Source organism: Kitasatospora sp. NPDC059747 (genome assembly GCF_042732955.1).
Classification (GTDB): domain Bacteria; phylum Actinomycetota; class Actinomycetes; order Streptomycetales; family Streptomycetaceae; genus Kitasatospora.
Map to the genome: position 1 here is coordinate 194,394 of NZ_JBHWGV010000001.1, position 14,285 is coordinate 208,678.

The 14,285-nt window shown below is 75.9% G+C and carries 9 protein-coding genes; all 9 read right to left on the reverse strand.

Going from position 1 to position 14,285, the window contains the following annotated elements; translation table 11 throughout:
- Positions 1–3: 3 nt before the first annotated feature.
- The 9 genes from ACFV4G_RS00940 to asnB are packed head-to-tail and all read right to left on the reverse strand — an operon-like array spanning position 4 to position 14,095.
- Entirely contained in the window at positions 4–918 is a 915-nt protein-coding gene (locus ACFV4G_RS00940; RefSeq protein ID WP_380435269.1) for a kinase, read from the reverse strand.
- Positions 915–2,426, reverse strand: a complete 1,512-nt coding sequence (locus tag ACFV4G_RS00945; RefSeq protein ID WP_380435270.1) for an argininosuccinate lyase — start codon at positions 2,424–2,426, stop codon at positions 915–917. Before ACFV4G_RS00945 ends, ACFV4G_RS00940 begins: the two co-directional genes overlap by 4 nt.
- The gene (locus ACFV4G_RS00950) at positions 2,417–4,003 is read right to left on the reverse strand and encodes a condensation domain-containing protein (protein WP_380435271.1); all 1,587 of its coding nucleotides are present in this window, start codon (positions 4,001–4,003) and stop codon (positions 2,417–2,419) included. Before ACFV4G_RS00950 ends, ACFV4G_RS00945 begins: the two co-directional genes overlap by 10 nt.
- Positions 4,000–4,965 (reverse strand): TauD/TfdA family dioxygenase, encoded by a 966-nt coding sequence (locus ACFV4G_RS00955; RefSeq protein WP_380435272.1) that lies wholly within the window; start codon positions 4,963–4,965, stop codon positions 4,000–4,002. Before ACFV4G_RS00955 ends, ACFV4G_RS00950 begins: the two co-directional genes overlap by 4 nt.
- Complete coding sequence (locus ACFV4G_RS00960) at positions 4,962–7,142, reverse strand: amino acid adenylation domain-containing protein (RefSeq protein ID WP_380435273.1); 2,181 nt, start codon at positions 7,140–7,142, stop codon at positions 4,962–4,964. The genes ACFV4G_RS00955 and ACFV4G_RS00960 overlap by 4 nt, the downstream gene beginning before the upstream one ends.
- A complete protein-coding gene (locus ACFV4G_RS00965; RefSeq protein WP_380435274.1) occupies positions 7,139–9,694 on the reverse strand; it encodes an amino acid adenylation domain-containing protein in 2,556 nt (851 codons plus the stop codon). The genes ACFV4G_RS00960 and ACFV4G_RS00965 overlap by 4 nt, the downstream gene beginning before the upstream one ends.
- The gene (locus ACFV4G_RS00970; RefSeq protein WP_380435275.1) at positions 9,691–11,424 is read right to left on the reverse strand and encodes an AMP-binding protein; all 1,734 of its coding nucleotides are present in this window, start codon (positions 11,422–11,424) and stop codon (positions 9,691–9,693) included. Before ACFV4G_RS00970 ends, ACFV4G_RS00965 begins: the two co-directional genes overlap by 4 nt.
- Positions 11,421–12,206, reverse strand: a complete 786-nt coding sequence (locus tag ACFV4G_RS00975) for an aspartate/glutamate racemase family protein (RefSeq protein ID WP_380435276.1) — start codon at positions 12,204–12,206, stop codon at positions 11,421–11,423. The genes ACFV4G_RS00970 and ACFV4G_RS00975 overlap by 4 nt, the downstream gene beginning before the upstream one ends.
- Positions 12,203–14,095, reverse strand: a complete 1,893-nt coding sequence (gene asnB / locus ACFV4G_RS00980) for an asparagine synthase (glutamine-hydrolyzing) (protein ID WP_380435277.1) — start codon at positions 14,093–14,095, stop codon at positions 12,203–12,205. Before asnB ends, ACFV4G_RS00975 begins: the two co-directional genes overlap by 4 nt.
- Between the last annotated feature and the right edge of the window lie 190 nt (positions 14,096–14,285).

The window sequence follows — 14,285 nt, forward strand, 5'->3', positions numbered from 1 at the left end:
TCCTTAGGGTTCGTGGGAAGGGCGGGTGAGGGTGCGGAACAGCAGGACGTCGTCGCCCAGGGCTTCGCAGGCCGCGTGCGCCTCGGCCACCTTGGCGGCGCGGTCCGGGTCCGCGTCGTCGAACAGCAGGCCGAGCATGGTGCCGCTGTGGGCGCACACCACGCCGAGCGCGCCGGTCCGCCGGGCGACGGCCAGCATCGCGTCGAGGTGCCGCTTGGGCGCGAAGCGCTGGTTGAGGACGGCGCTGCGGGTGGTCACCCGGCCCACGGCGGCGAGGTCCCCGGCGCGCACGGCGGCGGTCAGGGCGTCCAGCAGTCCGGTGAACTCGGCGGTGTCGGCCGGCGAGTAGCGCTTGGGCCGCTTGTTGAAGGCGACGGTGTCCAGCCGGCCGCCCTCGTCGACCGCCACCACGGTGGCCGGCGGCAGCCCGCCGAGGGCCTCGCGCAGGCGCACCGCGCGGTGCTCGAACACGACGACGCCCGGGTGCATCACCCCGTCGGTCGGCTCGATCGGGCGCAGCCAGCGCTCCACCTCGGCCGGGCCGGTGTCCAGGCCCAGCGCGCCGCCGACGGCGCGCGCGGTGGCGACCAGATCGGCGGAGGAGCTGGCGAGGCCCTTGCCGATGAGCAGGTCGCTGTCCAGGATCAGGGTCCCGCCGCCACCGGGCTGGTGGGCCGTCAGCATGGCCTCGGCCAGCCGCAGGGACTTCGTCTTGTGGGCGGGGAAGACGCGTAGCGGGCCGGCCGGGTCGAAGCGGAACCAGGCCCGGGAGCGGAGCGTGATCGGCAGGGTGACGAGGAAGTCCGTGCCGTCGGGCAGCCGTCCCTGCAGGAGCTCGCCGAAGGTGCCCGAGGCGTCGGCCCGGCCGCTGCGCAGGTCCGCGCCCGGGCGGCGGGTGATGAGGCCGGAGCCCCTCACGAGGTGCCCGCCGGGGTGCGCTCGGCGGTGTCCTCGACGGCCAGCAGGGCGTCCACGCGCGCCGCGGCGACGCTCGCCGCCTCCTCGCGCAGCCGCCACTGGCCGGCGACCTCGCGGTAGCCGCGTTCCTGCGCGGCGAGCATGGCGCGGACGGCATCGGGGTGCGTCGACCCGGCGGAGTGCTTGACCCGGACGGCCCGGTCGGTGTCGAAGGCGCCGGACAGCAGTGCGGCGGGTTCGGGCACCCGGTGGCCGTGCTCCCCGGCGAGCGCCGCGAGCAGCGGGCCGTCGGGGTCGGCGGCGGTCAGGCCCTTCGCGACGGCGGCCCTGACGTAGGCTCCGGCGATCACCTGTGCCGTCCGCCAGGGGACGCCGGCCTCCAGGGTCAGCAGGTTCGCGAGGGTGAAACCGCCGAGGAAGTCCGCCTCGCAGGCCTCACGCATGCGGTCCGTGCGGAACACCGCGCCGGCGAGGGCGGTGCGGGCCAGCCGCAGGGCCGAGCGCAGCGCGGCGACCTGGGCCTGGAGGTGGCGTCCGGCCTCCTTGGAGACCTCGACGCTGTTGGCGTACGGGGTGCCGCACTGGGCGAACGCGAGCTGGGTCGCGCAGCCGACCACGTGCGAGCAGCGGCCGCGGATCCGTTCCAGGACCGGGAAGTTGCGCTTCTGCGGCATCGCGGCCGAGATCCCGGCGAGCGCGTCGGGGAAGTCCACGAAACCGAATCCGGCGCCGCTCCACGTCATCAGGTCGGTGGTGAAACGGCTGAGCAGCACGGCGGGGTCCGCCAGCGCGGAGGCGACCGCGAGGGCCCAGGACCGGGAGGCCACCGAGACCAGGGCGTGCGGCTGCGGCTGCCGGAAGCCCAGCAGGCCGGCCATCCGCTCGCGGTCCCAGGGCAGTTCCTGGCCGGCCATGCTGCCCGCGCCGAGCGGCGAGCGGTCGATCTCGTCGTAGGCGGTCAGCAGGCGCCGGGCCGCGCCGAGGATCTCCTCGGAGAGCGCCGAGAGGTAGAAGGCGGGCGTGATGGTCTGCGCGGCCTGCGCGTGGGTGTAGCCGGGCATGGGGCTGTCCGGCAGTTCGGCGGCGCGCGCCGCCGCCGTGCGTCCCAGGGCGATGAGGTCCCCGGCGACGGCCCGGACGTTCTCCCGGCAGGACAGCAGCTGGCCGCAGGCCTGGAAGTCGTTGCGGCTGCGGTCCACGTGCCAGGCCGCGAAGGGGGCGGTGGCACCGCGGGCCACGTGGCGTTCCATGGCGAAGAAGATGTCCGACATGTTGTCCCGCGGGTCCGCCCGGATCAGCTCGGGGGTCAGCTCGTCGAGCCGTCCGGCGATCGCGGCCGCCCCCTTCGGGTCGACCAGGCCCATCCTGCGGTACTCCAGCAGCAGCACCTTCTCGATGGAGACGTAGTGCGGCAGCAGGGCCTCGGCCTCGTAGGCGAACTGCGGGGCCAGCACCTCCTCGTCCCAGACCTCGCTGGGCACGCCGTCGATCCGGCCGGTCACTGCCATGTCTCTCCCTCGGGGTCGTTCTGCTCGTGCCGGTGGGACGTGGTGCACCGGTCCAGCTCGGCGGCCAGCCCCGCGACGGTCGGGTTTGCGAAGAAGGCGTCGACGGTGGTCTCGACGCCGTGGTCGGACGACAGCCGGGCGAGCAGGCGCAGTGCCTGCAGCGAGTGGCCGCCGGCCGCGAAGAAGTCGTCGTCGACGCCCACCCGGTCGACGCCGAGGACCTCCGCCCAGACGCGGGCCACCAGGGCCTCGGCGGCGGTGCGCGGCGGTACGCGGCCGGGCGGTGGGGCCGGTGCCGCTCCCGGCTCCGGGCCCGGGCCGGCCGGGAGCCGGGACAGCGGGGTCGCCGGGTCGGCCAGGGCCGCCGTGAGCACCGCCGCGTAGTCGGCGAGCAGCCCTGCGGCGGTCTCCCGTCCGAACAGCGCGGTGTTGTACTCCAGGCGGACCGCCATGCCCGAGACCTCCAGCAGCAGGTCGTCCTCGGCCGCCGTGGACGGGGGCCCGAAGCCCTCGGCCGCCGTGACGTTGAACGCCAGCTGGTAGAGCGGGGGCAGGCCGGGCCCGCGCTGCGGCGCGAGCTGCTCGACCACGGTCTGGAACGGCATCTCCTGGTGGTCGCGGGCCGCCCGCCACACCGTCCGGACGCGGTCCACGAGCGCGGCGTACGAGGGGTCGCCCGAGGCGTCGATCCGGAGCGCCACCGTGTTCACGAACGTGCCGACGAGGGGCAGCAGTTCGGGCCGGTCCCGGCCGGAGAGCGGCACCCCGAGGACGAGGTCGTCCCGGCCGGAGCGCCGGTGGACGAGGGCGGCGTACCCGGCGAGCAGGAGCTCGAACGGCGTGGCCCCGGACCGGCCGGCCGCCGCGAGCGCCCGCGCGGTGGCGGCCGGGAGCGCGGCCCGGAGCTCCGCGCCGGCGAAGGACCGCCGGGCCGGGCGCGGCAGGTCCAGCGGAAGGCCGTGCGCGGGCGGCAGGCCGGCCAGCTGCTCCCGCCAGTAGCCGGCCAGCGGGGCGATCCCGTCGCCGCCGAGCCGATCGCGCTGCTGCCGCGCGTAATCGCCGTAGGAGACGGGGAGTTGGGGAACGTGCGGCGCACGGTCCTGCTCGAAGGCCGCGCAGAATTCGGCGATCTCGGCGTGGAGGTTGAAGAGTGACGGTGCGTCGCAGACGGCGTGGTGGGCGACGAACAGCAGCCGCCAGCGGCCCGCTCCGAGCCGGACCAGCCCCGCGCGCCACAGCGGCGCGCGGGAGAGGTCGAAGGCGGTGTGCTTCAGCCGGTCGGCGAGAGCCTCGCGGTCCTCGCATTGCCGCTCCTCGGGGCGGCCGGACAGGTCGACGACCTCGACGTCGGGGTCGACGCGGTCGTGGACGACCGCGGTCAGCACGCCGTCCACGACCCGGAACCCGGTGCGCAGCGGCTCGTGCCGCGCCACCACGGCGGCCAGCGCCGCCCGGATCTGCCGCTCGGAGACGTCCCCGTGCAGCGGCCACTGGTCCGCGACGTGGTACAGGGCGGTGCCGGCCGCGAACCGGCTGGCCAGCCAGGCGCGTTCCTGCGCGAAGGACGCGGCGGTCATCCGGCCGCACCGCCGGGCAGGACGTGCCCGGGCAGCCGCACCGGGTCGCCGAGGACCACGGCGACCTCGCGGGGGCCCTCGTACGGCTCGCGGCTGTGGGCCATCCGGATGTTGTCGACGACCAGGACGTCGCCGTCCCGCCAGGTCTCGCCGAAGGCGGCCGCGTCGTAGACCGCGTTGACGGCCGCGACGGTGCCGGCCCCGACCGGGGCGCCGTCGCCGTGGGCCGTGGTGAAGGGCAGGCCGGTCGGCCCGTACTGGTGGAGGAGGTACTCGCGGACCGCCGGGTCCATGGTCAGCTCGTTGAGGAAGGCGATCTGGTTGAACCAGCCGGGCACGCCGGTGCGGGGGTGGGCGACCACGGCGGCCCGGCGCTGGACGGTGCGCAGCGCGCCGTCGCCGGACCACGCGTGCGCGATGCCCTCGGCCGCGCAGTAGGCGTCGACCGCGGCCCGGTCGTCGGTGCCGAAGGCGTCGGTCCACGGCACGCCGACGTCCTGGTAGGCCCGCAGCAGCCGCCAGCCGTCCCGGCGGAACGGCTCGACCAGCTCCGGGGGCAGGGCGCGCAGCACCTGCTGGGAGTCGGCGAGCATCGTGCGGCCGCCGCGCCGCGGGGCGGTCAGGCACCCGAACACCAGCAGGCCCGGGACCTCGGCGGCGTAGCTCTGCTCGTGGTGCATGCACATCGGGGTGTCGGCGGGCCAGTGCGAGGCGGAGTGGACGCCCTCGCCGAGGCGGTCGCGGGGCGCGAAGCCCTCCCGTTCGGCCATCGGCTCGATCCCGAGCGCGGCGGTGACGGCCGCGAGCCCGGCGGCCGAGGCGACGCCCAGGCCGCGCAGGAGGACGGCCCCGGAGGCCTCGACCTCGGCGAGGACCTCGGCGCGGTGTTCGGCGGCCCACTCCGGGCCGGGGGCGGCGGCGAGCACGCGCAGGACCGGCACGGCGTCGGCGGCGGGGGTCATCGGCGCGCCTCCGCGGTGCGGCCGGCCGCCTTGCGGTCGAGGAGCGCGGCCACCTCGGCGACGGTCGGGGTGGCCTTCAGCTCGCCCACCGTCACCGCGCGGTCCAGGGCGATCGCCAGCCGGATCGCGGCCAGCGAGGTGCCGCCGAGCTCGACGAACCGGGAGCCGCGGCCGACCCGGTCGAGCGGCACGTTGAGCAGCTCGGCCCAGAGCCCGGCGACCCGGCGCTCGGTGTCGGTCTCCGGGCGTGCCGCGTCGCCGTCGGCCGCCGCCGGGCCGTTGGTCCGGGCGTTCGTCCGGGCGGTGGCGGTGAGCGCCTTCCGGTCGATCTTGCCGTTCGCCGACAGCGGCAGCCGGTCGAGGCGGTGCAGCCGGCCCGGCACCATGTAGTGGGGCAGGACGGCGGCCAGGGCCCGCTCCACGGCCCCGGGCTCCGGCGCGCCGGCGCCGCTGTAGAAGCCCACCAGCTGCGGGTCCTCCGCCGTCCCCGCGATCACCACGGCACCGTCCCGCACGCCGGGGACCTGCAGCAGCCGGTTCTCGATCTCGCCGATCTCGATCCGGAAGCCGCTCACCTTCACCTGCGAGTCCCGGCGGCCGAGGTACTCGAACTCGCCGGAGGGCAGCCGGCGGCCGAAGTCGCCCGAGCGGTAGAGCCGTTCGCCCGGCCGGTACGGGTCCGCGCGGTACGCCGCGTCGGTGCGGGCGGCGTCGTTGACGTAGCCGCGGCCGACGCACACCCCCGCGAAGACGATCTCCCCCGGCGCCCCGTCGGGGACCATGCGCAGCCGCTCGTCCACCACGTACACCCGGACGTTGCGGGTCGGCGGGCCGAGCGGGACGGAGCGGCCGGCCGGCGGGCCGTGCAGCACGCCGTGGTTGGTGTCGTCCGAAACCTCGGTGGTGCCGTAGCAGTTGACCAGCGGAATGCCGGGGAAGGCGGCGAACCAGCGGTGCACCAGCTCGGTCTTGAGCGCCTCGCCGGTCACCGCGAGGCAGCGCAGCGACGGCAGGCCCGGGCTGTCGCCCCGGAGCGTCTCCAGCACCAGGTCCAGGTAGGAGGGCACCAGCTGGGCCACCTGGACGCCGGCCCCGGTGACGGTCTCCACGAACCGGCGGACGTCGGTGACGGTCTCCTGCCCGACGATCTCCGTCCGGCCGCCGACCAGCAGCGCGCAGACCAGCTGCCACAGCGAGATGTCGAAGCACTGCGGCGCGGTCTGGGCGATGACGTCCCCCTCCCGGACGCCCAGGTCCTCGATCTTGGCGTAGAGGTGGTTGAGGAAGCCCGCGTGCTCGCACATCGCGCCCTTGGGCTCGCCGGTCGAGCCCGAGGTGAAGTAGATGTACGCCAACTGGTCGGCTGCGACCGCGAGTCCGAGGTCGTCCTCGCGGCCGGGCGCGGCCAGCACCTCGGTCAGCACCGAGACGGTCACCGCCTCGCGGCCGCGCACGGCCTCGTCGAGCTGCGCCAGCCCGGGGTCCGCGAGCACCCGGCGGCAGCCGCTGCGCTCCAGCACGACGGCGATCCGCTCGGCCGGGAACGCCGGGTCCAGGGGCAGGTAGCAGCCGCCCGCCTTGAAGACCGCGAGGACGGCGGCCAGCCACTCCAGCGAGCGCTCGGCCACCACGGCCACCACGTCCTCGTCGGCCAGCCCCTGCTCCCGCAGCGACCACGCGATCCGGTTGGCGCGGCCGTTCAGCTCCGCGTACGTCCAGCTCCGGCCGTCCTGCGCCGCGGCGACCGCGTCGGGGTGCCGGCGCACGCGCTCCTCGAACAGCTCGTGGAACCGGCGGTCCGGCAGCGCCCGGACGGGGCCGGCGGAGGCCGAGAGCACGGCGGCCAACTCCTCGCCGGCGACCAGGCCGTGTGCGTCGTGCGCCTCGTCCGGGGAGCCGGTCATCCGCTCCAGGACCGCACGGACGTAGCCCTCGGTGCGGTCGGGGCCCACGTGTCCCTGCTCCGCCGCCTCCTGGAGGACCCTCTCCGCATCGGCCCGCCCCTCCGGGGCGGCCACCCGGGCGATCAGCTCCCGCCAGCTCCGGCCGCCGTCGCCGAGCGCGTCGGAGCCGGTCAGCACCGCCGCGACCTTGAACGACGCGGCCAGCCGCACGGTGTCCGGATCGACCCCGGCCTCGGCCGCCAGGGCCGCGACCGCCGCTTCGGCGTTCCTCATGATTCGTCACCCTTCAGCTCGTTCAGCTCGTTCCGACGTGCCGGCAGGGGCCAGGGCAGCCGCGCACGATCACGTTTGTTGGTGGCGGTGCGCGGCAGATCGGCCAGCACCGCGATGAGGTCGGGCACGGCGGGCGCCGGCAGCCGCCGGGCCACGAGCCGGCGCAGCTCCTCCGGGGAGACCCCGGCGTCGGCCACCACGTAGCCCACCAGGCAGGGGTCGCCGGTCGCGGTGGTGCGCACGGCCGCGGCGGCCTCCCGCACCCCGGCCTGCCGCTCCAGGACCGCCTCGACCTCGTCCAGTTCGACCCGGTTCCCGCGGATCTTCACCTGGTTGCCGGTCCGGCCGGTGAACGCCAGCGTGCCGTCCGCCCGCCAGTACCCGCGGTCGCCGGTGCGGTAGAGCGTCCGGCCGGGCCGCCACGGGTCGGGCAGGTACGCCGAGGCCGTCTCGGCGGGACGGCGGTGGTACGAGCCGGCCAGGAACGGGCTGCGCAGGTGGATCTCGCCGGGCACCCCGGCCGGGCACGGCCGGCCGAGGGCGTCGAGGACGAGCGCCTCCCGGCCCGGGATCGCCCCGCCGATCGGCACGGTGGCCGGGAACGCCGCGCCCGGGGGCAGTTCGTGGTGGGTGGCGAGGATGCACTCGGTGGGCCCGTACAGGTTGTGCAGCGCCGGGCGCACCGGCCGGTGCGCCCAGGCCTCGGCCAGGTCCACCGGGAACACCTCGCCGGCGACCAGGACGTGCCGCAGGTCCGGCAGTTCGCCGCCCTGCGCGTCCAGCGCCTCGGTGAGCAGCCGGAGGAACGACGGCACGGTCTGGATCTGGCCGATCCGCTCCCGCCGCAGCCAGCGCACCACCGCGACCGGGTCGCGCCGGGCCTCGCCGGGCGGCAGGCACAGCGCGGCACCGGCGGTGAGCGCGGCGAACACCTCGGTGTACGCGGCGTCGTAGGTGAGCGGCGCCCACTGGGCGATCCGGCTCCCCGGCCCGATCCCGAACCGCTCCCGCTGCCACTCGGCGAACTGCGCGAACGCGGCCCGCGACAGTGCGATCCCCTTGGGCGTCCCGGTGCTTCCCGAGGTGTGCACGATGCACAGCGGGTGGTCGGCGGCCGGCGGGGCCGGGAAGCGGTCGCGCTCCCCCGGCGGTTCGTCGCGCGGGGCGGGCTCCAGTGGGAGCACCGGCAGGCCCGCGAACCGGCCGTCCGGGCCGAGCAGTTCGGGGTGCGCCGCGGCGGCGGCCCCGTCGGCCAGCACGCAGACGGCGCCCGTTCCCGCCAGGATGTCGCGCAGGCGGGCGTCCGGGTCGGCGGGGTTCAGGCAGGTGAACGTCGCGCCGGTGCGCATGGCGCCGAGCACGGCCGCGATCGCGCCGGCGCCGCCGCCCGGCAGGACCGCCACCACCCGCCCGGGGCCCGCACCGCGGCCGGCCAGGGCGTGGGCGATCCGGCAGCTCCACCGGTCGAGCCCGCGGTAGTCGAGCGTGCCCTCCGGGGAGCGCACCGCGACCGCCTCGGGGGCCTCCTGCACGCGCGCCGCGAACTCCCCGTCCAGGAAGGCCAGGTAGTCGCGGTACGGCCGCGCGGTGGCGGGGGCGGGCGCCCGGTGGGGCGCGGGGCGGCCGGAGAGGTCGAGTTCGGCCAGGGGCCGGTCCGGGCCGTCCTGCCCGAAGCGCAGCGCCCGGACGAGGTGGTCGGCGAAGCCCTCCGCCGTCGTCTCGCCGGGCAGGGTGCCGGTGAGGGCGACGGTGAACCCGTGCGGCCCGGTCACGGCCAGGGTCAGCCGGCCCCGCGGGTCGGGCGGGGCGTCGACGGTCACCTCGGCCGCGACGCCCGGCAGGTCCAGGACCGCCGCCGGGAGGTCCCGCCCCGCGAACACGGCGCGGATGGGGAAGTCCGGTACGTCGTCGGCCTCCGGTGCGGTGCGCACCCGGGCGACCAACTGGGCGGACGTCAGGGCGCCGGCGAGGTCCAGCCGGATCGCCCGGTGCTCCGGACCGTCCGCCACCGCCACCACCGCCTCGGCCGTCCCGGCGTACCTGCCGAGCACGGCCGCGAAGGCGGCGAGCACCCGCTCGGTGCCGGCGCCGTCGGGCAGCTCGCGGACCGCCCGCTCCCCCGGGAACCGGGCGCCCGGCCTGGGGCCGGGCCCGGGCGCCGGTGCGGCCCCGGTCCGCGCACGGTAGGCGGCGCCGAGGTCCCCGGTCAGCGCCGCGACCGACCACTCGTCGGCCCGCGCCGCGTCCACCGCGATCAGGAGCTCGTACGCCCCGGCGCCCAGCCCCGCCAGGCAGGCCCGCAGCCGGGGGCGGCCGGCCGCCCCGACCGGCCGGGCGGCCTCGTCCGCCGCCAGGTCCGCCAGGACGCGCCCCTGCTGCTCCCCGCCGGACCGCGCGAGGTCGATGACCCTCAGCCGGACCCGGCCGGGCCGCTCGCCCTTGAGCTGCGGGTGCGCGGCCACCACGTCGTCGACGGCCGCGGACAGCGCGGTGACGTCCAGCTCGCCCGTCAGACGGGCGCGGAGCAGCGCGTTCGCGACGGAGGCGGTCACGACGGGCTCCCCGCCGTGCGGTCCGTCACCGCGGCGGCGAGCCCGGCGACGGTGGGGTCCTGGAGGAACGCGCGCAGCGGGAGGTCCACCCGGTACTCGTGCCGGACCCGGTCCATCAGGCGCGCGATCGCGAGGGAGTCGCCGCCGAGGAGGGTGAAGTCGTCGTCGCGGCCGATGTCCGCCAGGCCGAGGATCTCGCTCCAGATCGCCGCGATCCCGGTCTCCGTCGGACCCTTCGGCGGTTCCGCGGCCTCCGCCGCCCGCTGCAGCGCGACCTTCGGCAGGGAGCGGCGCTCCACCTTGCCGTTGAGCGTCCGGGGGATCGCCGCCATGCGGACGAACACCGAGGGCACCAGGCCGGGCGCGAGGCGCTGCGCGGCGTGCGCGCGCAGGTCGGCGTCGGAGACGTCCGGGGCCACCACGTAGGCGACCAGGGCGGTCGTCACGTCCTCCGTGACCACCGCCGCGCAGACGTCCTGCACCCCGGGGCGGGCGCGCAGGGCGTTCTCGACCTCGCCAAGGTCGACGCGCACGCCGTGGACCTTGACCTGCTGGTCGCGGCGGCCGTACAGCTCCAGGCTCCCGTCGGGCCGCAACCTGCCGAGGTCGCCGGTGCGGTGGGTGGTGGCCGTGCCGCGCCACTCGTCGTCGCCGAGGTAGCCGAGGAGCGGGAACGGGACCTCGATCTCCACCTCGCCGAGCGCGTCCGGCGGGTCGCCGGGCCCGGTCAGGACCCGGGCCGACACGCCCGGCAGCGGCCGGCCGACCGGCACCAGCCGGGCGTGGGCGTCCTCCTCCGTCGTCCGGTGGAAGAGCTTCGTCATGGTCGTCTCGGACGGCCCGTACAGGTTGACCAGTTCCTTGCCGCCGCCGAACAGGCCGCGCCACCACGCGACGTCCGAGGGCTGGAGCGGCTCGCCCGCGAGCAGCACGGCGCGCAGCGCCGGGAACGAGCCGGGGGTGAGGGCGGCGGAGCGCAGGGTGCGGAAGAGGGTCGGCACGCAGTGCAGGACCTCGACCTCGTGCTCGGTGAGCCAGCGCGCCAGGCCCTCGCCGACCGGCGTCCCGCCGGCCGGGGGCGCGCAGACGGTGCCGCCCGCGCACAGCGGGGCGAAGGCGTCGCGCAGGAACGCGTCGAAGCCCGGCGACGTCAGCTGGGAGACCCTGGTGCCCGCGCCGATCCCGAACTCGGCGATCTCCCAGTCGACGAAGTGGTGGACCGCCCGGAGGCTGCCGCGGATGCCCTTGGGGTGCCCGGTCGTCCCCGAGGTGAAGTAGACGTACCCGCGGTCCTCCGGGGCGGAGCGCTGCCAGGCCTCCGCGGACCACGCCCGCGGCTCCAGCTCCTCCGGGCGGACGAGCCGTGCGCCGCCGGGCGGTTCGCGCTCCGCGAGCGCCGCGCGGCCCGGGGCGTCGGCGACCACCGCGCCCGGCCGCAGGGCGGCGAGCACGCCGTCCAGGACGGCGGCGGGCAGCCTGGGGTCGACCGGCGCGAAGGTGCGGCCAGCGGCCGCGCAGCCGAGGACGGCCGCGATCACCTCCACCGGGTCGGCGCAGGAGATCAGGACCGGGTCGGCGGGCCGCACCCCCTCGAAGGCGGCCTGGTAGCCGGCCACCCGGCCCGCCAGCTCTTCGTAACTCACCTTCCGCTCACCGGACTTGACGGCGCAGCGGGCGCCGTCGCGGGCCAGGCCGTCCGCCCATCGCGTCAGAACCGTCGGCGTGGTCATATCTCTCCGTTCCTGATCCGCCGTGCGATGACGGTCATCGGGTCGATGCTGGGCAGGTGGCGGGTCAGTCCGCGGGCCTCGATCGCCCTGGTCACCAGGTGCAGTTCGGTGCAGCCGGCGACGAACGCGGACGCCCGGTACTTCGGCAGCAGGCCGCGGACGAAGTCGACCGTCGGGAGCCGGTCGGCGTTGCGCTTGAGCCGGTAGATGTGGTGGTGCAGCTGTTCCTGGTCGGCCTCGTCGGGCAGGACCAGGCGCTGCGCGTACTGCGGCCACCGCTCGTGGCCGGTGAAGACGCCGGCCAGCACGCTGCCCCGGGTGCACAGCACCAGGTGCCGGCCGGGGCGTTCGGCGAGCTGCTCGAAGACCAGGTCCACCAGGGAGACGCAGCGCGAGCGCAGCGCCTCCGGCAGCAGCCGGATCGCGGGGTGCGCGGTGATGCAGGCCACCACGACGACGTCGGCGCCGGCGGTGAGCAGGCGCTCGACCGAGTCCTCCAGCGCGTCGCGGACGAGGCCGACCGTCCCGGACTGGATGGCGGTGGTCCGGTCGGCCACGGCCGGGTCGGACCACAGCAGGATCCGGGCGGCGAGCTGCTCGTGCTCGGGCGGTTCGAGCCCGTACACGGTGTTGAGCAGCTCGGTGGAGGCCAGCGGGCCCATTCCGCCGATCACGCCGATCAGCGGGTTGCGGGCGCCGGGCTCCCCGGTGCGCGCGGGGGCGCCGGCCGGCAGGGGCCGCGCGGCGGCCGCCGGGGGCGTGGTGACGCGTTCTCGGGTCATCCCAGGCACGGCAGGCCGAACTCCTCCAGGAAGATCGCGAAGGTCGCGATGACGAGCAGGTAGTCCGTGTCGAGGTGCGGGTGCACGGTGCGGGCCCCCGAGGTCTGGCGGCGGATCAGCTCGGCGACGACGGCCGGGTCGAAGTAGCCCTGCCGGCGCACGGTCGCGGGCGAGAGCAGGTCGTCGAACCACTCGTCGCCGGCCAGGAGCAGTTCGGTGCTGGTCTGGCTGCGGAAGCCGAACTTGCGGCGGTCGAGCACCTCCTGCGGGACGAGGCCCTCGGCCGCGCGGCGCAGCACGGCCTTCTCCCGGCCGCCGGCCGTCATCAGGGACGGCGGGATCGTGGTCGCGTGCCGGACGACGTCCCTGGCCAGGAACGGGAAGCGCATTTCGACGGAGCTCGCCATGGCCATCCGGTCGCCGTGGTCGCCGAGCAGGTGGTCGGCGAGCCGCAGGTGGAAGTCCAGGTAGGAGCGCTGGTGCAGCGGGTGGCGCCCGATCAGGCGCTCCGGGTCGACGAGGCGCTGGGAGGTGACCGAGAAGGCGTCGAACTCCTCGGCCAGCGGGCCGCTGTAGAGCTGGCGGCGCAGGTCGTGGGCGGGCACCTGGTCGGTCTCGTAGCGCAGGTCCAGGCCCCACATCCGGTGGGCGGCCGCGCGTTCGAGCTGCTCCTCCAGGAGGTCGGCCGGGCCGCGGCCGGGGCCGCCGGTGTCGAACAGGTAGCCCGGGTAGCCGCCGAACAGCTCGTCGGCGCCCTCGCCGCTGAGCACCGCGACCGTGCCGGTGGCGCGGACCTCGCGGGCCAGCAGCATCGAGCAGACGTTGTAGGACTCCTTCACCGGGGTCTCGGCGTGCCGGACCATGGCGCCGAGCAGGCCGGCGGTGTCGGCGGCGTCGACCGGCACCTCGTGGTGGCGGGTGCCGATCTTGCCGGCCACCAGCCGCTGGTAGCGCGCCTCGTCGATGCTGCTGCCGGGGAAGGTGACCGCGTAGCTGGGCCACGCGTGGCCGGGGCGGCCGGCGGCCAGGAGCGCGCCGATCAGGCTGGAGTCCAGGCCGCCGCTGAGGTAGGTCCCGACGGGGACGTCCGCGACCGAGCGGGAGCGGACGGCGGCGTCGAGCAGGTCCCGGGTGCGGTCGGCACAGGTGTCGAGGACGCGCGGGTCGCGCAGGGCGGCGGCGTCGCGGTGGCGGGCCTCGTCGTCCCAGAGCGGGTAGTCGAGGTCCCAGTAGCGCTCGGTGCGGTGGCCCGAGCGGTCCGCGACGAGCCGCTCGCCGGGGCGCAGCGACCTGATGCCCTCGAACATCGTCCGGGGGCTGACCAGTCCGGGCAGCGAGAGGACCTGGTCGAGTCCGCGCAGGTCGACCCGGCGGTCCACCAGCGGGTGGCACAGAATGCTCTTGACCTCGGAGGCGAAAACGATCCGGCCGGCCACCTCGGTGTAGAACAGCGGCAGCACTCCGCAATGGTCGCGGGCGAGCACGAGGCGGTCCTCGCGCCGGTCGTAGAGGGCGAAGGCGAACTGGCCGTCGAGGTGGCCGGTGAGTTCGGTGCCGTATTCCTCGTAGAGATGGACCAGGACTTCCGTGTCCGAACCGGAGCGGAATGTGTGACCCTTTCTCCGGAGTTCCTCGCGCAGTTCCCGGTGGTTGAATATCTCGCCGTTGCACACCGAGACCACCGAGGAGTCCGGGGTGGCGTGGGGCTGTCCCCCGCCGGCCAGGTCGACCAGCGACAGGCGGCGGAACCCGGCGGTGAACGCGCCGGTCTCGCAGGTGGTGTGCGCGTCTGGCCCCCGGTGCACCAGCGCGTCGGTCATGGCCGTCAGGACGTCGGGGTCCAGGCCGGCCGGGTCGTCGAATCCGTAGACCCCGGCTATTCCGCACATCGAGCTCAGGCTCCTATCACCCGGTCGCCCACGCGAATCCTGACGGAATCCGCTGTTCTTTCGATATGTCCGCCGGTCACATTAGGAGCGGCGCCGCACACGGGTCAACGATTTACCGCTCGTCCTTTGGGACAGAATCCCGGCCCTACCGGAGTACAGGTCGGTTCTCGACCTGCGGGCGGCGACGCGC